We start from the raw sequence: 19,421 nt of genomic DNA on the forward strand, positions 1-19,421 counted from the left end.
GGGTGAGTAAAGGCTTCACCCGCGAAAGTTCCGCTCTTCACCAAGGAAGGATCTGCTTCAGGTAAAGAGCCCTGGTGGCGCGGCTCTCTGCCCTCCCTGTGCCGATGCGCTCCTCGGAGGAACCGAACGATGACTTACGGGAACAAGCTGCGGGAACAGATCGCCGAGCCGGGCACCACGCCGCTCATCGGGGTGTACGACATGTACTCGGCCTCGGTGGCGGCCGCGCACTACGACGGGATGTTCGTCTCCGGATTCGGGTTCGCCGCCTCCTACTACGGGCTGCCCGACATCGGATTCATCGCCTGGCCCGACATGGTGGCCTTCGTCCAGCGACTGCGCGGCGCCTTCCCCCGTCACCACCTGCTCGTCGACATCGACGACGGCTACGTCGACCCCGAAGTGGCCTGCCACGTCGTGGAGGGCCTGGAACGGATGGGCGCCTCCGGCGTGATCCTGGAGGACCAGAAGCGCCCGCGGCGCTGCGGCCACGCCGACGGCAAGCAGGTGCTGCCGCTGACGGAGTACCTGGAGAAGCTGGAGATGGTGCTGGCGACCCGCAAGGACCTGGTCGTCGTGGCCCGGACCGACGCGACGGAGGAGGCCGACATCATCCACCGCGCGCAGGCCCTGGCGGCGACCGACGCGGACGTCGTCCTCGTCGACGGGGTCCGCAGCGTGGAGTGGATCGAGCGGATCCGTAAGGCCGTCGGCAGCAAGCCGCTGCTGTTCAACCAGATCGCCGGCGGCAAGTCACCGCGGCTCTCGCTCACCGAGCTGACCGAACTCGGTGTCGACCTGGCCATCTACAGCACCCCGTGCCTGTTCGCCGCGCACAAGGCGATGGACACCGCCCTCGCCGAACTGCGACTCGCCGACGGGCGGCTGCCCGCGGCCGAAGGGGGCGCGGAGGTCGGGGTCGGCGAGTCCACGAGGCTGCTGACCAAGAACATCTCGCGCCACCACCCCGTGCCGGTGGCGCGTGAGAGCGTGAAGGTGTGACCGGCGCGCGCATGCGGGCCGCGGCCGCGCTCGCGGTGGCCCTCATCGGTGGGGGCACGGCGCCGGCCGCCGCGAGCGGCAGCCTGATCACCGTCATCGACAATTCGCACTCCGACTCCGTCGTCGAGGTCGACCGCGCGGCCAACCTCCAGAGCGGGAGCGGGACGGCGGGCAGTGACCACGACGGCAGCGCCGTCGACGTGCTCGCCACCCTCGTCGACGCAGTGCGCCCCGGCGACGGGAACGACTGAGCCCTACGGGCCCTGCGCGACGCGAACGGCCGGCCCCGCCGAGGCGGGGCCGGCCGGTGCGGGGTGCCGGCCGGTGCGGGGTCCCGGTCGGCGCGGGGTACCGGCCGGTGCGGGGCGGTGGTGCCTGTCCGTCCTCAGTCCTCGCCGGTCAGGTCGAGTTCCCCGACCACGTCGCCGAGGTCGTCGGTCAGGTCGTCCGAGAGCTCGTCGACGGGGCCGTCGGCCGGTGCTGACGCCACGGTGGTCGCGGCCGGGCCCGCGGTGGGCACCGCGGCGTGGGCGGCGGTGGCGGTCGTGAGGGCGGAGCCCGCGAGGGCCAGGACGAGGGCGGCGGTTCGTACGTTCAGTCGCATGCCCTGGGAACGATCTTGCCCCGGCGGGGGTCACCCCGCATGACCCGGGTGGGTGCCGCCGGTAGTGACGTGCACCCCCGAACGGGGCGTGCCACGCTGTTTACAGCACTCGGGGAAGGCAGCCGCGACGAACGGAGCGCGCTGTGAACGGTCGGCACCCCACCGCCCCGTTGCGCCGCGGGCTGACCGCAGGCTGCGCCGCGCTCCTGTGCGTGGCGCTGGCCTCCGGTACGGCCTCCGGCGCGGCCCCGGCCCCCACGCCCTCCCCTCCTCCCACGCCCTCCCCCACCGGCGGCCTCGACCCGCGCATCACGGAGATCATGCGCAAGCCGGCGTACCGCAACGCCCAATGGGGTCTGCTGCAGACCGGACCGGACGGCGGCCGCGTGGTGCACAGCATGTTCCCCGAGCAGTTCTTCATCCCCGGGTCGACCGCCAAGCTGGTCAGCGTCTCGGGTCCGTGGCACACCCTCGGCTCCGCACACCGCTTCGTGACACCCGTCTACGCGGTCGGTGAGCGAAGGGGCGCCACCCTGACCGGCGACCTCGACCTCGTGGCGCAGGGCGACCTCACCATGGGCGGCAGGACCCGCCCCGACGGCACGGTCGCGTACACGGACCTCGACCACACCTACGCCAACGACTTCACCGGGGCGACCCTGACCCCGGAGAACCCCCTCGCCGGGATCGACGAGCTCGCCCGCCAGGTACGCGCCTCCGGCATCACCCGTGTGGACGGGGACGTGATCGTGGACAGCCGGCTGTTCGCCCCCGACCCCGTCCTCGACCCGACCCCGACGCCGCTGATCATCAACGACAACCTGATCGACCTCATGACCACGCCCGGGGACCGCGCGGGCGCGGCCGCCCGGCTGGACTGGCGGCCGAAGGTCGCCCCGTACCAGGTCGCTTCGACGGTGAAGACGGTCGCGGCCGGCGGGCCGACCGACATCACGGTGACGGCCACCGACGGGGGCACCCGCATCCGGCTGTCGGGCACCATCGCGGCGGACGCCGAGCCCCTGCTGCGCACCTCCCCCGTCACCGACCCCGCCGCGTTCGGACGCACCGCGCTGATCGAGGCACTGGAACGGGCCGGGGTCCGGGTCACCGCGGACCCGACGGGTCCCCATCAGGTCGGCCGGCTGCCCCGCGACTACGACGGCCGGCCGCGGGTGGCCGCGTACACCTCCCCTCCCTACGCCCAGTACGCGAAGCTGATCCTCAAGGTCAGCCACAATCTGGGCGCCAACCTGGGCATCTGCCTGCTGGCCGTCACGACCGGCAGCCGCCAGTGCGAGGACGGCTTCCCGGTGCTCGCCGACTTCCTGGACGAGGCGGGCGTCGACCGCGGACAGCTCCAGCTGATGGACGGCCGGGGCGGCAACCCCGCCGACCGGGCCACGCCCGAGGCGCTGGTGCAGATGCTGACGTACTGGCAGCGCACCCCCGACGCACGGCTCTTCCGGGAGGCCCTGCCCATCCTCGGCGTCGACGGGCTGCTGGCCGAGAACTGCCGTGACTGCCCGGCCCGCGGGAAGGTGTTCGCCAAGACCGGGGCGGCGGTCGGCGGGGACGCGCTCAACGACAGGCTGGCCGTCGGAGCGATCACCATCGCCGGGTACCTGGACCGGGGCGGCGGCCGTTTCGACCCCTTCTACGCGGGGGTCAACGGCGCCTCCACCCCGAGCGCGAACACCCAGGACGTCGTGGCCATCGCCAATGACCTCGCCATGATCGCCGCCCATCTCCAGGAGGCCCCGCCGCCACCCTGACGGTCCGTCGTGGGGCCCCGGCGCGGCGCCCCGCGCCCAGACGACTGGGTGACCGGGGCCGAACTGGCCGAACTGGCCGAACTGGTCAGCCTGCGGACGTTCGTCCCCGACGCCCGGGAGGCGATCGACCGCTACCGGCGGGCGGCGGTGATCAGGTAGTAGTCCAGGATCCGCTGCTCCCAGGCGGCCATGAAGTTGCGCGGCCAGGTGCCGGGCGCCCAGAGGCGGGCGAGCCAACGGTCCCAGCCGGGCCATACCTGCGGGCCGATCGAGTCCGCCCGCACGTCGGCGAAGCCCGCGTCGGCCAGGGCGTCCGCCATCCGGGAGACGGGCCGGGCGAGGTCGAGTCCGCTGGCGAACGTCTCCAGCAGCCCCGCGAGCCGCTCCTCGGGCGCGGGCGCGCCGTCGACGGTGAAGAAGCCGGCGACCGCCATCCGGCCGCCCGGGCGCAGGACGCGTGCCGCCTCGCGGGCGAACGCCGGCAGATCCGGGAAGTGCTGGACGGCCTCGACGCTGTAGAGGCAGTCGAACTCCCCGTCGCCCAGCGGCAGGCTCTCGGCCGCCCCGAGCAGGAAGCGCAGCCGCTGCGGCCGGACGGCGAGGAGCGGGGAGTTCGCTGCTCGGGCCCGCCGGAGCTGCTGCGGATGGATGTCCACCCCGGTGACGCTTGCGGGTCCGTACTCGTCGAGGGCCAGGGCGCATCCGAGCCCGAGGCCGCAGCCGACCTCCACGGCCCGGCCGCCGTCGGGGGCGACGGCGTCGAGCACGTGCCGGTAGAGGTCCTGCTCGCTGCGGATCCGGTCGTCCTGCGACAGCCGTCCTTCGAGGTCGACCCGGTGCCAGTAGCCGAAGTTGATGAACCCACCGGCGAACACCGGGACGGTGCTGAGATCGGCCGGCCCGTACGTCTCCCACACCTGGGGCCGTACGAACGGAGCGGGTCGCCCCACGGGGTCTTCCGCGGGGTTGTCCACGGGGTTGTCCACGGGGTCTTCCGGCACCACGCCACCGCCTCCTCGCGACGGGGCGTTGCGCCCCCGAGCCATCAGTGTGGCCGGTGAAATGCCGTCACGACAGAGGGCACGCCCGGCCCTCGGCGGTCGCACTGCGAGGGCTGCGGACACCCCTAGGCTGGCGGTATGGATCACGCCGACGCCGCAGCCGACGACGCGCCCGCCGATGTGGCGGCGGCCGCCGCGGCCCGTCTGAAGGAGCGGCTCTACGCCACGATCACCATGATCTCCGTGGTGATCGGCCTGGCCGCGTCGGAGCACGCCACCGCCACCGGGACGGCGGCCACCGTGCTGACCGCCGCCGTCGGACTGTGGCTGGCGGCCCTCGTCTCCGACCAGCAGGCCCACCGGGTGGTCCACGGGCGGCTCGCCACCGGAGCCGAGCTGCGGCACATGCTGTGGGTCGGCAGTCCGCTGCTGCTGTCCGCCGTCGGCCCGCTGGTCCTCATCGCCTCCTCCGCCCTGGGGGTGATGGACCTGCGCACGGCCCTGTGCGCATCGGCCGGCGTGAGTGTCGCCGGCCTGTTCGGGTGGGGCTGGTACGGCGGCGTCCGCATGGGCAGCGGCGCGGTCGTCGCCCTGCTCGCGGGCGCGATCGACGCGGCGATCGGCCTGGCCGTGGCGCTGGTGAAGGCCGCGGCCGGTCACTGACCGGAGCGTGGCCGATAGTTCGTCGCATACCGAAGCAATGGGGCATCCTGGATGGATGAACGAGTTGCCTCCCGGGTCGCCCGCGAGCACCCCGCCCCCGGCGGACACCCCGGCCCCCGCGGCCCGCCTGGCGGCCTTCGCCGCCGCCCTGGCCGACGAGACGCGGGCAGCGATCTGCTTGACACTGCTGGAGGGGCGCGCCTGGACCGCAGGCGAGCTGGCCCGGATCACCGGCGTGGCGCCCTCCACCGTCTCCGGCCACCTGGCCCGGCTGCTCGATGCCGGGATCTGCGTGACCGAGCGCCAGGGCCGCCACAGCTACGTGCGCGTCGCCGACGCGGCGACCGCCCGCCTGCTCGACGGGCTCGCCTCCCACGCGGTGCCGGACCGGGACGCCGCGCACGCCGTACCGGTGGTCGGCGCACCCGATCCGCTGGCCCGGGCCCGTACCTGCTACGACCACTTCGCCGGCCGGCTGGGCATGGCGGTGACCGACGCGATGGAGCGGCGCGGCCTGCTGCGCACGGACGGCGTGTTCGAGCTGACGGAGGCCGGCCGGCTCTGGTGCGCCGACGCCGGCATCGGCCTCGGCGGCGGGGGGCGCAGGCGGGCGGCGAGCTCCTGCCTGGACTGGACCGAGCGGCGCCGCCATCTGGGCGGCCTGGCCGGGGCAGGGCTGTGCGCACGCTCGCTGGAGGAGGGATGGGTGGTGCACCCGCCGGGCGGCGGACGCGCACTGGAGGTCACCGCGGCGGGCGAGCGGGCCTTCGGTGACCTGCTGGGCATCACTGCGCAGGCCTGGGCCTGAGGTGCCTGCGTCGCGGTCGGCACAGTGCGGCCCGCCCTCCCTGCCGGGACCCAGGAACAACATTTCGGTCGACGCCGAAATGTTGCGCTCGTAGAGTGGGTGGCATGACGTTCCGTTCGAGTCCGATCCCGCCCGGCGTCCTCACGGTCGGCGCCGTCACCTTCACGGTGTTCGCCTGGGCCTCCGCCTTCGTCTCCATCCGCAGCGCGGGCGCCGCTTACTCCCCGGGCGCGCTGGCCCTCGGCCGGCTGCTGGCCGCCTCGCTGGTGCTGGGCGTCCTGCTCCTGGTCCGCCGCCAGGGCCTGCCGCCCCGTGAGGCCTGGCGGGGCATCCTGGTCTCCGGTGTCGTGTGGTTCTGCGGCTACACGGTCGCGCTGAACTGGGGTGAGCGTCTGGTCGACGCCGGTACGGCCTCCCTGCTCGTGAACACCGGGCCCATCCTCATGGCGCTGCTCGCGGCCCGCCTGCTCGGCGAGGCGCTCCCGCCGCGCCTGCTGGCGGGCATGGCCGTCTCCTTCGCCGGCGCGGTGGTCGTGGGCCTGTCGATGTCGTCCGGGGAGGGCGGCACCACCTCGCTCCTCGGAGTCGTCCTCTGCCTGCTCGCGGCGGTGGCCTACGCGACCGGTGTCATCGCGCAGAAGCCCGCCCTCTCCTACGGAACGCCCCTCCAGATCACGGCGTACAGCTGCATGACGGGCGCCGTGGTCTGTCTGCCCTTCACCGGCCGGCTGCTCGACGAACTGCCCCGGGCGCCGCTCTCGGCGACCCTGAACATGGTCTACCTGGGCGTGGTCCCCACCGCCCTGGCCTTCACCACGTGGACGTACGCGCTGGCGCGCATGCCCGCCGGCCGGCTCGGTGCGACGACGTATGCCGTCCCGGCCATCGTCGTCCTGCTGAGCTGGGCCCTGCTGGCCGAGGTACCGGGCTGGCTCACGCTCCTGGGCGGGGCGCTGTGCCTGGCCGGCGTGGCGGTCTCCCGGTATGCGCCGCGCACCCCTCGGAACCCTCGAACCCTTCGGACGCCCGTGGACGGCACTCCACTCGCCCACACGAAAGGCACCCGCACATGAGGATCCTCACGGTCGGCGCAGGCGCCGTCGGCGGCTTCTTCGGAGCCCGGCTCGCGGAAGCCGGGCAGGACGTCTCCTTCCTGGTCCGGCCCGCGCGCGCGAAGGCCCTCCGGTCCCGCGGACTGCGGGTCGAGGGCCAGGGGGAGAAGCTCCACCTCACGCCGAAGCTGGTGACGGCCGACGCCCCTGGCGGTCCCTACGACCTGGTCCTGCTCTCCGTGAAGGCGACCGCCCTGGGCCCGGCGCTGGCGGACATCGGGCCTACCGTCGGCCCGGGGACCGCGGTCGTGCCCCTGCTGAACGGGATGGCCCACCTGGACGTGCTCGTCGCGCGCCTCGGCGCGGGGGCGGTCCTCGGCGGGGTCGCGAAGGTGGTCACCACCTTGAACGAGGAGGGGGACATCGTCCGCATGGCCCCGCCCGCGGTCGTCCTGACCGGTGAGACGGACGGCCGCCCCTCCGCCCGTGTGGACGCCATCCGTGCGGCCCTGGCCGGGGCGGGCATCGACTCGCCGGCGACCGGGGACATCGTCGACGCCATGTGGCACAAGTGGGTCTTCATCTCCACCCTGGTCGCCTTCACCTGCCTGATGCGCGGCACCGTGGGGGAGGTGAACGCCGTACCGGGCGGGACGGCCCTCGGAGCGTCCCTCCTCGCCGAGGCGGCGGCGGTGTCCGCCGCGGCCGGGCACCCGGTGCCCGAGGCCGAGCTGGCCTTCACCAGGGCGACGGTCGCGACCCCCGGCTCGCCCCTCACGCCGTCCCTCTACCGCGACCTGATCGCCGGAGTGCCGACGGAGGCCGACCACGTACTGACCGACCTCACCGTCCGCGCCCGCACGCTGGGGGTGGCCACTCCCCTGCTGGACCTCGCCGCCCTCCACCTGCGCGTCCACGAGCAGCGCCTGGCGGCCGCGGAACGCCCCTGACGGCGCACGCCCCGCGGGGCCGCCGGCCGCGCCTCACCCGGATGCCCCGTGCAGTGGGCATCCGGGCCGCCGGGCCGTTGACTGGGAGGACCGGGAGGCCCGGAACACCCTTGGAGGCGTGGTGGCGAAGGTCGCGTGGATGCGTGGTGCGGCAGGAGCGGTGCTGTCGGCGGTGGCACTCGGCGCCGCCGCCTGCTCGGGCGGCGACGGCAGCCCGTCCGGTGCCGTCTCCAGCGCGGCGTCGGCCGTGAGGTCTGCCGGCGAGGCCGTCTCGTCGGCCGCCTCCGAGGCCGCCAAGTCCGCCGAGTCCGCGGCCGCCGTCGCGAAGGACAAGCTCGCCGACGTCAAGGACGGTGTCGACGCCAAGGACCAGGTGTCCCTGGGGACCGTGACCACCGCCACCGACGGGTACACGTCGGTCCCCGTGACCGTACGGAACACCGACGACGCCACCAAGTCCTTCGCGGTGCAGGTCGAGTTCAAGGACGAGAGCGGCCACCTCGTCGACACCGTGGTGGTGACGGTCTCCGACGTCGCCGGGAAGGGCACCGGGCAGGGCACGGCCCGCAGCACCCACAAGCTGTCCGGCACGGTGACGGCGCAGACCGGCACGGCCCTGCGCTACTGAGCCCGCACGGGCGCGCCCGCGACGGTGTCTGCCGCGGCGGCCGGTACCGCCGCCGCGGCAGACACCGTCGCGGGTGCCCTCGGCACGATCGCCGGCCGGCCGTCCGCGTCCGGAGGGCGACGGGGCGGCGGGCCGCGCGCTACCCTCCGGCCATGGTTGACATGGACATGAAGCACGCGGGGCCGTTCCGTGGCCGTCCGCGCCGCGCACCTCGGAGCGCACGCACCCTCCGCACCCTGGTGTGCCTCCTCCTGCTGGCGCTGCTGGGGACCGCGACCACCGCCTCCGCCACGGGCACCCGCCCGCCCGGAGCCGCACCGTCCGGCACCTCGTCCGCCGCGGCGGACGCCCGCTGGGGCGACCGGCGCCTCGACGAGGTCTCCTTCCTGACCACCCACAACGCCTTCACCAACTACCAGGACTCCCGCTGGAGTTCGGTGAACCAGTCCGAATCGGTACGGGCCCAGCTCGAAGGCGGGGTCCGCGGCCTGAGCCTGGACACCCACTGGTACGAGCGCAGCACCTGGCTGTGCGTCATCAGCTTCGGCAGCGACTGCTACCCCAGCGACGTGTACCTGTGCCACGGCGACTGCAAGACCTTCGCCGGTGCCACGTACGCCCTGCCGCGCCAGTCCTTCCACGGCACGATGCAGACCGTGGTGGACTTCCTCGCCGCCCACCCCCAGGAGGTCGTGACGGTCTTCCTGGAGGACTACGTGAGCGCCGAGCAGCTGCGGCAGTCCCTCGGCCGGGTCCGGGGGCTGTCCGACATGGTCTTCCGGCCCGACGAGTGGGGCGTACGGCAGAACGGCTGGCCCGAGGTCGCCGACCTCGTGACCTCCGGCAAGCGGCTGCTGATCTTCTCCGACCGGTCCGACCGCGAGAACCTGGGCGTCATGTACGACAGGTCCTGGACGGTGAGCAACTTCTGGAGCCTCGGGGACCTGGGCAACGACCTGACGTGCGTCAGCCGCTGGTCCGACCTGCCCCTGGACCGGCAGGAGCCCGGCTTCCGGCGCCTGTTCACGATGAGCCACCACCGCAACGTGCCCACCGTGATGACGGCGGCCCTGGACAACGGTACGAAGCTGCGCAACCGCATCGCCGAGCAGTGCCGGCCCGCCGCCGGGGGCCGCGACCCGAACTTCGTCTCGGTCGACTTCCACCGCCTGTCCGACGGCAGCGGCCACACCCCCGCGTCGATCGTCGCCGAGCTCAACGCGCGCCGTTAGGGCGGGCCTGGCGCCCTACCGGGCCGGGCCGGCTTCGGGCAGGATGACCCGGCGCACCGCAGGTCACCAGCGCGTCCCGCCCGGCCCCGAACGCGATCCGGAGGTCTCCTTTGACGTGGCACGACGACCAGGCGCGGCGGGACGATCTGTACCGCGACCCGTACCCGCTGTACGACCGCGCCCGCCGGACCGAGGGGCTGACGTACGTACCCGAGTTCGACGCGTGGCTCGTCGCGCGCGACCGCGACGTGCGGGAGGTGCTCCTGCGCGCGGAGGAGTTCTCCTCCGCGAACGCCCTGCTGCCGGACATCCGGCTCTCCGAGGCGGCGCTCGGGGTCCTGCCGCGCGGGTTCGGACCGCGGCCCACGGTCGTGTCCTCGGACGGCGCCGCCCACCGCCGGCACCGGGCACCGCTGAACCGGGGGCTGTCGGCCGCGCGGGTGGCGGCGCTGGTCCCGTACGTGCGCACGTGCGCCGCGGAGCTGGTGGACGGCTTCGCGGCGGCCGGTTCCGCCGAGCTCCGATCGGGCCGCACGGCTGCCCCGGCTCCCGGCTCGCGCGCGAGCAACTCCGTCTCACGCTCGAAGTGCTGACGGACCGTCTGCCGGGGCTGCGACTGGACCCCGGCCGTCCACGGCCCCGGATGCGGCCCACCCTGGTCCACCGCTCGCCGGAAGCACTGCACGTGGCCTGGTGAGGAGGGTCCGCCGGGACCACCGGGAGCCCGGTCGTCACCGGAGCGTGGCGGTCGTGCGGCAGGGCTTCCGGCAACCTTCCGGACCGCCCCACGCGGCCGGCTGCCGTTCCATCGGCGGGGCGCACGGATCCGGGTCCGAAGGCAACCTCGCGGGGGCGCGTCGCGTCCTTCCTGGCAGGACCCGCCGGCTCGACGGCGCGTGCACCGCGGAGAGGACATGTGATGAGTGAGCAGGCCCGGCGGTTGTTCGACGCCCTCGACCTCGACCAGGACGGCACCCTGACGCGCGCCGAGGTCATCGGCGCCCTGCGCTCCAAGGGACCGACCCTCGCCGCGCAGGGGGCGATCCCCTTCTGGGGCGTGGGGGACACCGAGGACTCCTCGGCGCTGTTCGACGCGGCTGACCAGAACGGTGACCGGGTGCTGAGCTTCGAGGAGTTCGCGGCCGTGGTCGACCGCCGCTTCGGCTGGTAGCGGCCGCGCCGTCCGGGCGGGCGGCCGCCCCGCGTGCGGCGCCCGTCGGGCAGCGGGAGAATGACATGGGCGACGGGGCGCCCGCGCGGGCGGTTACGGCCCCGGCCGGCCCGCGGCACGGTCAACCCGGACGGGGCGGACGAGTCAGGTGATCGCTCATGTGCCGGTGGCTTGCGTATTCGGGAACCCCCGTGCTGCTCGACACCATCCTGTACAAACCCGCCCATTCGTTGATCGACCAGAGCCTCCACTCGAAACTGGGTGTGGAGACGACCAACGGCGACGGCTTCGGCATCGGCTGGTATCCGGACGGCGGCAGCGGTGACGGCACGCCCGCCCTGATGAGGGACGTCGGGCCCGCGTGGAACAACCGCAACCTGCGGGAGCTCTCGGACCATGTCACCTCCCCCGTCTTCTTCGCCCACATCCGGGCGTCGACGGGTACGGCGGTGCAGCAGACGAACTGTCACCCGTTCCGGCACGGCCGCTGGATGTGGATGCACAACGGGGCCATCTCCGGCTTCCACGCGATGCGCAGGGACCTCGCGCTCCTCGTCGACCCCGCGCTGTTCGGGGAGATCGAGGGCACGACGGACTCCGAGGTCATGTTCTACCTGGCGCTCACCTTCGGCCTGGAGGAGGACCCGCCGGGCGCGGTCGCCCGGATGGTGGGCGTGGTGGAGCGGGTCGGCCACGAGCACGGCGTGGAGTACCCGATGCAGATGACGGTGGCCGTCACCGACGGGACCGGCGTGTGGGCCTTCCGGTACTCCAGCCAGGGAGCGTCGCGGTCGCTGTTCTACAGCAGCCGGGTGGACACGCTGCGCAGGCTGCACCCCGACATCCGCTTCCTCCAGGAGGCGTCCGACGAAACCCGCCTGGTGGTGTCCGAGCCGCTCGGCGATCTGCCCGGTGCGTGGAACGAGGTGCCGGAGAGCAGCTACGGCGTGGTGAAGCCGGGTGCGGACGGGCTGTACCCGTTCACCCCGCTGGCGGCCTGACGTCCGCTCGGGCCTCCTCGCGGGGCGCGGGCACGGCTGCGGCCGTGGCGACGCGGGGCAGGGCGTACGGGTGCTTCTCGGCCAGCCAGGCCACCAGTTGTTCGCGGACCTCGCAGCGGGCGGTCCACAGCCGGTCCGGGTCCTTGGCGGTGACGATCGCCCGTACCACGATGGTGGTGGGGGTGGCTTCGGTGACGGCCAGGTCCCAGCCCCGGCCGTCCCAGGCCTCGCAGCCGTCCAGGATCTCCTTCAGTTTCTCGCGCATGAGGGCGACGGGGGCCGTGTGGTCGCAGTGGAGGAACACCGTGCCGGTCATCTGGATGCCGCCGCGCGACCAGTTCTCGAAGGGACGCGAGGTGAAGTACGAGACGGGCATGGTGATCCGGCGCTCGTCCCAGGTGCGCACGGCGATGAGGGTGAGCGTCACCTCCTCGACCACGCCCCACTCCCCGTCGACGACGACGGTGTCGCCGATGCGCACCATGTCGCCGAAGGCGATCTGGAATCCGGCGAAGACGTTGCCGAGCGTGGACTGGGCGGCCACACCCGCGACGATGCCGATGATGCCCGCCGAGGCCAGGACGGACGTGCCGACTGCCCGGAAGGCGGGGAAGGTGAGCAGCATCGCGGCCGCCGCGACCACGGCGACGACGGCGGTGACGATCCTTCTGATGAGCGTCACCTGGGTGCGGACGCGGCGCACACGTGAGGGGTCGCGCGTGCCCAACGCATAGCGGGCGTAGGAGGATTCGACGACGGCGGAGGCGACGCCGACGATGCACCACGCGCCCGCCCCGATCAGCACGAGCGTCAGGGTCCGGCCCACGGCGGCTTCGTGGTCGCGCACCGGCTGCCAGGCGATCTGGCGGTACGCCCCGCGCAGCACCGCCGTGAACAGCAGCACGCGCAGCGACGGTCCGCAGCGGCGCAGCATGTGCCACAGCGGTGTCTCGGGATGGCGGACGTCGGCCCGCCGCAGCAGCAGGTCGGTGAGGCGGCCCACGACGAGGGTGAGCACGACGGAACCGCCGAGGACGGCCAGCAGTCGGACGAAATGGTTCATGACTCCCCGGTGTCAGGTCTCGGGAACGGGTCGGGGCGGCCGGGCGCGCGTCGCGCCCGGCCCCCAGAGGTCCTCGGACCGCGGGTCAGTCGTGCAGCAGCTCCTTGCGCAGGTTCTCCAGCGTGCGGGCGAGCAGGCGCGAGACGTGCATCTGGGAGAGCCCGACCTCCTCGCCGATCTCCGCCTGGGTCATCTCCTGGCCGAAGCGGAGCTCGAGGATGCGGGTGCTGCGCTCGTCCAGGCCGGCGAGCAGCGGCGCGAGGGCCTGCCGGTCCTCGACGGCCGCCAGGGCGGGGTCGAGGGCTCCGACGGTCTCGGCCAGGGAGCGTACGGGCTGTCCGTTCGCGGGGGTGCCGCCGCCGGCGGCGTCGGCCTGCTGGGGAGCGTCGAGGGACTGGGAGGAGTAGCCGTTGGCGGCGACCAGACCCTCGCGGACCTCGTCCTCGGTGAGGCCGAGGTGGGCGGCCAGTTCCGCCGGGGTGGGCGCGTGGTCGGTCTCGGAGGTCAGCTCCTCCGTCGCCCTCGCCAGCAGCAGGCGCTGCTCCTGGAGCCGGCGCGGGACGCGCACGGCCCAGGTGGTGTCACGGAAGTGGCGTTTGATCTCACCTGTGATGTAGGGCACGGCGAGCGTGGTGAACTGGGTGTTGCGCTCGGGGTCGTACCGGTCGATGGCCTTGATCAGGCCGATGATGCCGACCTGGACGATGTCCTCGTTCTCGGGGCCGCCGGGCCGGTCGCGGAACGGGCGGGCGACGAAGTTCACGAGTGAGATGTTCATCTCGATCAGCGTGGCGCGCACGTACTGGTATTCACGGGTGCCCTCTTCGAGGCTCCGCAGCCGCTCGAAGAACACCTTGGTCAGCTGCCGGGCATCGCAGGTGGAGAGTTCCCGGGGGCAGGGCACCTCGGGCAGCCCGCCGGGTGCGGGGCCCGCTGCGGCGCCACCGGTGGGGGTGGTGGCCGTCATGGGGGGCGTCGTCGAGGTCGTGGCCTCGGTCGTGGCCGTGATGGTCATCGTCTTCGCTCCTTGGGCACAGGTGCTTGCGGCGCGTTGCGCGAATGCTCGGTCGCTTGCTCGGTCGTTCGGTCGGGGCGGAAGGCTCGTTCCGCTCCCCTGCACCCTGCCGGGGCCCCGGACACACGTCAAGTTATACCGGAAAGACTTTTCTGGATTTGCTTTTCGCGAGTCGTCCATCAAGAATGTCGGAGTGGAGAACGAGCACACGGGTTCCCGCCGGAACCACTGGACCTTCCTGACGAACCACGCCCGGGTCCTGGTCGCCATCTCGCGCGACCCGGGGGCCCGGCTGCGTGACATCGCGGCGGACTGTGACCTCACCGAGCGCACGGTTCAGGCGATCGTCACGGACCTGGAGACGGACGGATACCTCACGCGGACCCGGGACGGCCGGCGCAACCGCTACGCCATCGCCCCCGGCGCTCGCTTCCGCCACCCGGCGGAGGCCGGCCGTGAGATCGCCGGCCTCCTGGCCTACCTCGCGGGTCCGCCGGACTCGCCCACGGCGCCCGCCGCCGCCGAGTCCGCGAACGGCGTCCCCGACGGCGGGGCCCTGCCGCTGCCGTGACGAGCGCGTGCGCAGCTGTGGCGCACCCGTCGCGCGTTGCTACGGGGCCATCTTGCAGGCAGTCGTCGCGGTGCCGTTCGTCACACCGCCGCCCTTGGTCAGGGCCGTCACGCACCCACCGTGGTCACCGCTGTGCCCGGTGTAGCACGCCGTCCTGACGTATTCCGGGGCCTCGCCTCCCCGCAGTTCCCGCTCCACCTGGTTGATGCAGGCCGTGACGTCGGCGTGCGCGGCGGGGGCCGTCAGGGCCGCGCCGCCGAGTGCGAGGGTCAGCCCGGTGAGGACACCCGCGATACGAGTCGACGTACGCATGGAACACACCTTGCTCTCCGGGGTCGTCGCGCGGCCCGGGACCTGGATGCCTCCGGATCCGCACGGTGCGCCGCCGAGCGGCCGCGGCCCCGCAGGGCCACCGGGCCGGCTCGTCCGGCTCTCCCCCTCTTCCGACGCCAGAACAGGCGCCTGGCGCACGCACCCGCTGAGCACGCGGGCCGACGGGCCGGCGGGCCGACGGGCCGACGGGACACGCGACGCCGGGACGCCGCTCAGCGGTCCGCGAGCAGGCCGTCGAAGAACTCCCAGTCCAGGCGTTCCGCTTCGGCGCCGGCCGGAACCAGCGCCCAGGTCTCCTCCAGCCACCGCGTGAGCCCGGCCCGGTCCATCGCGAAGAGGGCGTACGGCGCCCGCGCCCCCAGCCGCAGCACCACCTGGCCCGCGCGGCCGGGCCCGTCGGCCGGGCGGACCCGTACCTCTCCCGTTCCGGCCAGGGTGCGCAGGCCCCTGGCGAGGAGGTCTCGGCCGATCACCCAGGTCACGGCGTCCGCTCCCACCGGGTGGAACGTGACCTCGACGCCCAGTGGGGTACGGGGGGACCAGTGGAAGGTGGCCCGGAGCGGGAACCGCAGCCGGGTCCGCACCTGGTGGATACCGGTCGTCCAGGTCAGGCTCTGCTCCGTCGGACTCTGCGTCGGCTGCTGCTGCGTCGGGTCCTGTTCGGGGGCGCGGGGCCGGTGGTCCATGACGACTCGTCTCTGCGGGGAGGGGCGGCGGGCGATTCGGGGGCCGGGACCTCTCCGTCCGGCCGGAGCGGCACCGGCGGCGCCGGGTGCCATGGCTCGCGTCTGCTCGCTCGCCGGCGTCCGAAACAGCGGATTCGGACACACGTCCGGCCGGGCCGCGGCCGGATCTGCGGCCATCAGGGGGAACGGCGGAGGTGTCGGCCCGGAAGTTCCCGGATCCGCACGGATAGTCGTACCGGGCGCTCTCGGCCGGCCACGGTCCGTCGTGGGTGCCCGCACCGAAGTCGTCGGAGAACGGGGCCGGGATGAAGAAGTCCGCAGTGATGTGCGCGCTGGTGACGGGCCTGGCGCTCGGCCCCATGGGCGGCGCCGGGTGGGCCGCGCAGCAGCAGGGGGCCGCGCAGGCCACCGCGGCGCCCCGGGTCGCGTACCCGGTGGGCGAGGTGGTCTCCGACGCACCCCTCCACGTGCGCCAGAAGCCCACCGTGTACTCCGGCGTCGTCAGGACGCTCCGCCCGGGCCAGCGCGTGCTCCTCAACTGCCGGGCGCGCGGCGGGTGGGTGGACGGCAACCCCGTCTGGTACCGCCTCCAGAACTCCAAGGGATGGGTCTCGGCGCGCTACGTCCACAACCACAAGCCGGTCCGCTCCTGCTGACCCGCCTGACGGCCTGCTGACGGTCCTGCCGCGCGCCGGGTCTCACGGCTGCGGCGTGCCGGCCTCCCGGCCGTCCACGTACGTCGCCACCACCTCGATGTCCCCGATGCGGGAGACGTCGACGCGGCGCGGGTCGTCGCCCAGCACGACCAGGTCGGCGCGCTTGCCGGGGGTGAGGCTGCCCGCGCTGTCCTCCCAGCGGCAGGCGCGGGCGCCCGCGACCGTATGGGCGTACAGGGCCTCGTCGACGGTGACCGCCTCGTCCGGGCCGATCGTCCCGCCCGACACGGAGGTGCGCTCGACCATGAACTGGACGGCCCTGAGCGGGGACCCGTCCGTGACCGGCCGGTCGGAGCTGCCCACGAGGTTGACGCCGTGGTCGAGGAAGGCCCGGCCGCGGTACAGCCAGGGCGCCCGCTCCTCGCCCAGGATCGCCGCGTAGTCGTCACCGAAGTAGCGCAGGAAGTTGGGCTGGACCACCGCGCTGAGTCCCAGCCGTGCGCATCGCGGGAGCTGGTCCGGGCGGATCAGGCCGGCGTGCTCGATGCGGTGCCGGGCGTCGGGCCGGGGGCGCAGTCGCTGGGCCTCGTCGAGGGCGTCCAGTGCCACGTCGGCCGCCCGGTCCCCGATGGCGTGCACGGCGAGCTGCCATCCGGCGAGGTGACCGTCGATGATCGACCGCGCCAGGACCTCGGGGTCGTCCTGCAACTGCCCGGCGTGGTCCATGCCTTCGTACGGAGAGCTGAGGGCGGCGGTACGGGCCATCATCCCGCCGTCGGTGAAGATCTTGAGGGCGCCCACGGACAGCCAGTCGTCGCCGAATCCGGTGCGCAGGCCGAGGTCGAGGGCCCTGGGGATGCCGTCGGCCTCGTGTGCCCCGGACGGCCGCAAGCGGTCCGCGGAGACCATCAGCTGGACGCGCAGCGGCAGCAGGCCCTTCTCCCGGGCGAGTTGGTAGGCGCCCAGTTCGACCGGGGTGTGCCCGAAGAGGGCACCGCCGATGCCCGCCTCGGCGCAGGCGGTGATGCCCTCGGCGAGGCAGGTGCGGGCGGCGCGCCCGATGGAATCGGCCAACTCCTCCTGGGAGTAGGGCAGTCGCAAGGCGCGGGCGGCGCCCATGGCGCCCTCGGCGAGGAAGCCGTCGTCGTGCGGGACGTCGGCGGCGAGCAGGTCGAGGACGGCGGTGTTGACGACGCAGCCGTGTCCGGAGTCGTGCAGGACGTACAGCTTGTGCCCCCGGCCGACCCTGTCGAGGTCTGCGACGGTCAGGTGGCGGCCCAGCGCCCGCTGGTCGTAGCCGACGATGCTCACCCAGGATCCGGGTGAGTTCTTGGCCGCGACGGCTTCGGCCACGACCGCGAGGGCGTCCTCGATCCGCGTACAGCCCGCCATGCTGGGGGTGTTCTGCTTGAATCCGGTCCAGGGCAGGTGCACGTGGGAGTCGATGAACCCGGGGAGCACCGTGGCTCCCTGGAGGTCGATCACCTCGCGGGCGGGCAGGGCGGCGACGGCGCCGTCCAGGCCGACGATGCGCCCCCGCCAGATGCCGAGCTCGTGGGCGACGGGATGGTCCGGGTCCATGGTGAGGAAGCGGGCGTTGGCCAGCCGGGTGCAGAGCATCGTGCGGGTCCCCAGAGGTGGTCTGCCGACGTGGCCGGCTGCGTACCGGATCGGATCGGCGCAGACGGGCGCGGTGGACGGTGGAGGTCAGGCGTCCGTCGACCGGGCGAGGGAACGGGGGCGCAGATCGGTCCAGTTGGCCTCGACGAAGTCGAGGCACGCCTCCCGGCTGGTCTCGCCGAGGGCGATCGTCCACCCGCCGGGCACGTCGACGAAGGACGGCCAGAGCGAGTGCTGGCCCTCGTCGTTCACCAGAACGAGGAAACGGCCCTCGGCGTCGTCGAAGGGGTTGGTGGTCACGGTCGTTGCCTCCCCGGAACGTCACGATTAGGTTAGGCTCGCCTTATTGCAACGAGCTTAGTCCCTCCCCTTGCCGCTCACAAGGAGACCCGCATGCGCCCGACCGACCCCGCCTCCGGCCGCGGCGGCGCCGCGGGGGACGCCTTCGCCGCGTACGGACTGCCCGGCGAACCGGGCTCCGAAGCGTTCTGGGCGGCGGCCGGAGCACCCGCGTCGGTCCCCGCGGGGGACGGCGGCTGGACGACCCTGTTCCTGTGGCGCGGCTCACCGGCGAGCATCGGCTTCGAGAGCTGGTCGGAGCCGGTGGCGCTGGACCGGTGGGGCGACACGGACTGCTGGTACGCGCAGGTGCGCATGCCCGCGCGGCTGCGCGTCACCTATCAGTTCCTCGCGGACGGCGCGGAGTTCGCCGACCCCTTCAACCCGGTCGGTGCGGGCGGGGACCGGTCCATCACCGCGACCCCGGACGCGCCGGCCCAGCCGTACTGGCCCGACCTCGGCACGGGCGACGAGCAAGTGCTGCCCCTGCCGCGCACCCGGATCCGCTGGACGAGCGAACGCCTCGGGGGGCGGCGCACCGTACGCGTGCACCCGGCGGGCGGCGGCGGACCGGTGGTCCTGCTGCTCGACGGGGACGACTGGCTGTACCTGCACCCCGCCATGCAGGCGTTCGACGCGGCCGTCGAGGCCGGTGACATGCCGCCCGTCACCCTCGTCTTCCTGCCGACCAGGGACCGGGAGGCCGAGTTCGGGTGCCGGCCCGGGCTGTGGGAGGCGGTACGGGACGAACTCCTGCCGCTGGTGGCGGAGACGGGCCTGCCCGCGGACCGGGACGGGCTGGTGGTCGCCGGGCAGAGCCTCGGCGGGCTGAGCGCGGTGTACGCGGCGCTGGAGTTCCCGGACCTGGTGTCGCGGGTCGCCTGCCAGTCCCCGTCGTTCTGGTGGGCGCCCGGCGCCCCCGGCCTCCCGGATCCGCTCGGCGGCCCGCTCGGCGGCGCCGTCGCGGCGCGGCTGCGCGAGCGCGTCGACCTGTCCGGGCTGCGGGTCGCCTTCGACGTGGGGGAACACGAGACCCGGATGCTGCCCCACTGTGCCGTGGTCGAGTTCCTGGCCGCCCGGGCCGGCGCAACCGTACGCGTCTCGCGCTCCCCGTCGGCCCACGACCGCGCGGGCTGGCGCCACGCCCTGCTCAGGGACGTCGCCTGGGCCCTCGGCCGGGGCCGGCCGCCCGCCATTCCTGCGTAGACATCCGAGCGCGGCCGTCAGCGGCCGCCGACCTGCGCCCGGCCG

23 protein-coding genes are annotated in these 19,421 nt (G+C 73.6%); 15 read left to right on the forward strand and 8 right to left on the reverse strand.

All coding sequences use genetic code 11. The features are described 5' to 3' along the window. Positions 1 to 129: 129 nt before the first annotated feature. Together IH80_RS0109475 and IH80_RS0109480 are read left to right on the forward strand one after the other, a co-directional pair. Complete coding sequence (locus IH80_RS0109475) at positions 130 to 1,002, forward strand: isocitrate lyase/PEP mutase family protein (protein WP_030959191.1); 873 nt, start codon at positions 130 to 132, stop codon at positions 1,000 to 1,002. Further along, a complete protein-coding gene (locus IH80_RS0109480) occupies positions 999 to 1,253 on the forward strand; it encodes a hypothetical protein (RefSeq protein WP_234432176.1) in 255 nt (84 codons plus the stop codon). Before IH80_RS0109475 ends, IH80_RS0109480 begins: the two co-directional genes overlap by 4 nt. Positions 1,254 to 1,387: 134 nt before the next feature. Here IH80_RS0109480 and IH80_RS0109485 read toward each other — a convergent pair whose 3' ends face one another. Beyond that, positions 1,388 to 1,606 carry a hypothetical protein gene (locus tag IH80_RS0109485; protein WP_030959195.1) on the reverse strand — a complete coding sequence of 73 codons (219 nt, stop codon included), beginning with the start codon at positions 1,604 to 1,606 and terminating at the stop codon, positions 1,388 to 1,390. 143 nt (positions 1,607 to 1,749) lie between these two features. Here IH80_RS0109485 and dacB point away from each other — a divergent pair, with 143 nt between their 5' ends. After that, the gene (dacB, locus tag IH80_RS0109490; RefSeq protein ID WP_234432177.1) at positions 1,750 to 3,381 is read left to right on the forward strand and encodes a D-alanyl-D-alanine carboxypeptidase/D-alanyl-D-alanine-endopeptidase; all 1,632 of its coding nucleotides are present in this window, start codon (positions 1,750 to 1,752) and stop codon (positions 3,379 to 3,381) included. A gap of 131 nt (positions 3,382 to 3,512) precedes the next feature. Here dacB and IH80_RS0109500 read toward each other — a convergent pair whose 3' ends face one another. Continuing rightward, the gene (locus IH80_RS0109500) at positions 3,513 to 4,385 is read right to left on the reverse strand and encodes a class I SAM-dependent methyltransferase (protein WP_234432178.1); all 873 of its coding nucleotides are present in this window, start codon (positions 4,383 to 4,385) and stop codon (positions 3,513 to 3,515) included. Positions 4,386 to 4,520: 135 nt separating this feature from the next. Between IH80_RS0109500 and IH80_RS0109505 the strand changes: the two genes are divergently transcribed. From IH80_RS0109505 to IH80_RS0109545, 9 genes are all read left to right on the forward strand, one after another. Beyond that, entirely contained in the window at positions 4,521 to 5,045 is a 525-nt protein-coding gene (locus tag IH80_RS0109505) for a hypothetical protein (RefSeq protein ID WP_051808989.1), read from the forward strand. Between the two features lie 55 nt (positions 5,046 to 5,100). After that, a complete protein-coding gene (locus IH80_RS0109510) occupies positions 5,101 to 5,853 on the forward strand; it encodes an ArsR/SmtB family transcription factor (protein ID WP_051808990.1) in 753 nt (250 codons plus the stop codon). Between the two features lie 104 nt (positions 5,854 to 5,957). Next, positions 5,958 to 6,926: a DMT family transporter gene (locus IH80_RS0109515; RefSeq protein ID WP_078906402.1), complete on the forward strand. Its 969-nt coding sequence runs from the start codon at positions 5,958 to 5,960 to the stop codon at positions 6,924 to 6,926. After that, a complete protein-coding gene (locus IH80_RS0109520; protein ID WP_030959204.1) occupies positions 6,923 to 7,855 on the forward strand; it encodes a 2-dehydropantoate 2-reductase in 933 nt (310 codons plus the stop codon). The genes IH80_RS0109515 and IH80_RS0109520 overlap by 4 nt, the downstream gene beginning before the upstream one ends. Positions 7,856 to 7,973: 118 nt before the next feature. Further along, positions 7,974 to 8,483: a hypothetical protein gene (locus tag IH80_RS0109525; RefSeq protein WP_234432179.1), complete on the forward strand. Its 510-nt coding sequence runs from the start codon at positions 7,974 to 7,976 to the stop codon at positions 8,481 to 8,483. A 152-nt stretch (positions 8,484 to 8,635) separates the two neighbouring features. Further along, the gene (locus IH80_RS0109530; protein ID WP_158943350.1) at positions 8,636 to 9,715 is read left to right on the forward strand and encodes a PI-PLC domain-containing protein; all 1,080 of its coding nucleotides are present in this window, start codon (positions 8,636 to 8,638) and stop codon (positions 9,713 to 9,715) included. Between the two features lie 110 nt (positions 9,716 to 9,825). After that, the gene (locus IH80_RS0109535) at positions 9,826 to 10,308 is read left to right on the forward strand and encodes a hypothetical protein (protein WP_030959208.1); all 483 of its coding nucleotides are present in this window, start codon (positions 9,826 to 9,828) and stop codon (positions 10,306 to 10,308) included. Between the two features lie 326 nt (positions 10,309 to 10,634). Further along, a complete protein-coding gene (locus tag IH80_RS0109540; RefSeq protein WP_030959210.1) occupies positions 10,635 to 10,886 on the forward strand; it encodes an EF-hand domain-containing protein in 252 nt (83 codons plus the stop codon). 158 nt (positions 10,887 to 11,044) lie between these two features. Next, a complete protein-coding gene (locus tag IH80_RS0109545) occupies positions 11,045 to 11,887 on the forward strand; it encodes a class II glutamine amidotransferase (protein WP_030959212.1) in 843 nt (280 codons plus the stop codon). Here IH80_RS0109545 and IH80_RS0109550 read toward each other — a convergent pair. Continuing rightward, positions 11,868 to 12,950 (reverse strand): mechanosensitive ion channel family protein, encoded by a 1,083-nt coding sequence (locus IH80_RS0109550; protein WP_051808994.1) that lies wholly within the window; start codon positions 12,948 to 12,950, stop codon positions 11,868 to 11,870. The two genes, IH80_RS0109545 and IH80_RS0109550, sit on opposite strands and share 20 nt — an antisense overlap. Before the next feature lie 85 nt (positions 12,951 to 13,035). Continuing rightward, positions 13,036 to 13,965 (reverse strand): SigB/SigF/SigG family RNA polymerase sigma factor, encoded by a 930-nt coding sequence (locus IH80_RS0109555; RefSeq protein ID WP_078906403.1) that lies wholly within the window; start codon positions 13,963 to 13,965, stop codon positions 13,036 to 13,038. A 193-nt stretch (positions 13,966 to 14,158) separates the two neighbouring features. Here IH80_RS0109555 and IH80_RS0109560 point away from each other — a divergent pair, with 193 nt between their 5' ends. After that, positions 14,159 to 14,536 (forward strand): helix-turn-helix transcriptional regulator, encoded by a 378-nt coding sequence (locus tag IH80_RS0109560; RefSeq protein WP_063757266.1) that lies wholly within the window; start codon positions 14,159 to 14,161, stop codon positions 14,534 to 14,536. A gap of 39 nt (positions 14,537 to 14,575) precedes the next feature. On the opposite strand, the gene IH80_RS0109565 is transcribed toward IH80_RS0109560, so the two are convergent. Together IH80_RS0109565 and IH80_RS42045 are read right to left on the reverse strand one after the other, a co-directional pair. Further along, positions 14,576 to 14,848 carry a hypothetical protein gene (locus IH80_RS0109565; RefSeq protein WP_030959218.1) on the reverse strand — a complete coding sequence of 91 codons (273 nt, stop codon included), beginning with the start codon at positions 14,846 to 14,848 and terminating at the stop codon, positions 14,576 to 14,578. A 233-nt stretch (positions 14,849 to 15,081) separates the two neighbouring features. Beyond that, a complete protein-coding gene (locus IH80_RS42045) occupies positions 15,082 to 15,555 on the reverse strand; it encodes an SsgA family sporulation/cell division regulator (RefSeq protein ID WP_158943352.1) in 474 nt (157 codons plus the stop codon). Between the two features lie 305 nt (positions 15,556 to 15,860). On the opposite strand from IH80_RS42045, the gene IH80_RS46825 reads away from it, so the two are divergent. Beyond that, positions 15,861 to 16,211, forward strand: coding sequence for an SH3 domain-containing protein (locus tag IH80_RS46825; protein ID WP_051808997.1), 351 nt, complete (start codon positions 15,861 to 15,863; stop codon positions 16,209 to 16,211). Between the two features lie 42 nt (positions 16,212 to 16,253). Here the strand turns inward: IH80_RS46825 and IH80_RS0109580 are convergent, their stop codons facing one another. Further along, complete coding sequence (locus IH80_RS0109580; RefSeq protein ID WP_030959224.1) at positions 16,254 to 17,831, reverse strand: amidohydrolase; 1,578 nt, start codon at positions 17,829 to 17,831, stop codon at positions 16,254 to 16,256. Between the two features lie 87 nt (positions 17,832 to 17,918). Then, positions 17,919 to 18,131 carry an MbtH family protein gene (locus tag IH80_RS0109585; protein WP_030959225.1) on the reverse strand — a complete coding sequence of 71 codons (213 nt, stop codon included), beginning with the start codon at positions 18,129 to 18,131 and terminating at the stop codon, positions 17,919 to 17,921. A gap of 93 nt (positions 18,132 to 18,224) precedes the next feature. Here IH80_RS0109585 and IH80_RS0109590 point away from each other — a divergent pair, with 93 nt between their 5' ends. Beyond that, a complete protein-coding gene (locus IH80_RS0109590) occupies positions 18,225 to 19,376 on the forward strand; it encodes an alpha/beta hydrolase-fold protein (RefSeq protein ID WP_030959226.1) in 1,152 nt (383 codons plus the stop codon). Positions 19,377 to 19,421: the final 45 nt, after the last annotated feature.

The organism is Streptomyces sp. NRRL S-378, assembly GCF_000720645.1.
GTDB lineage: Bacteria > Actinomycetota > Actinomycetes > Streptomycetales > Streptomycetaceae > Streptomyces.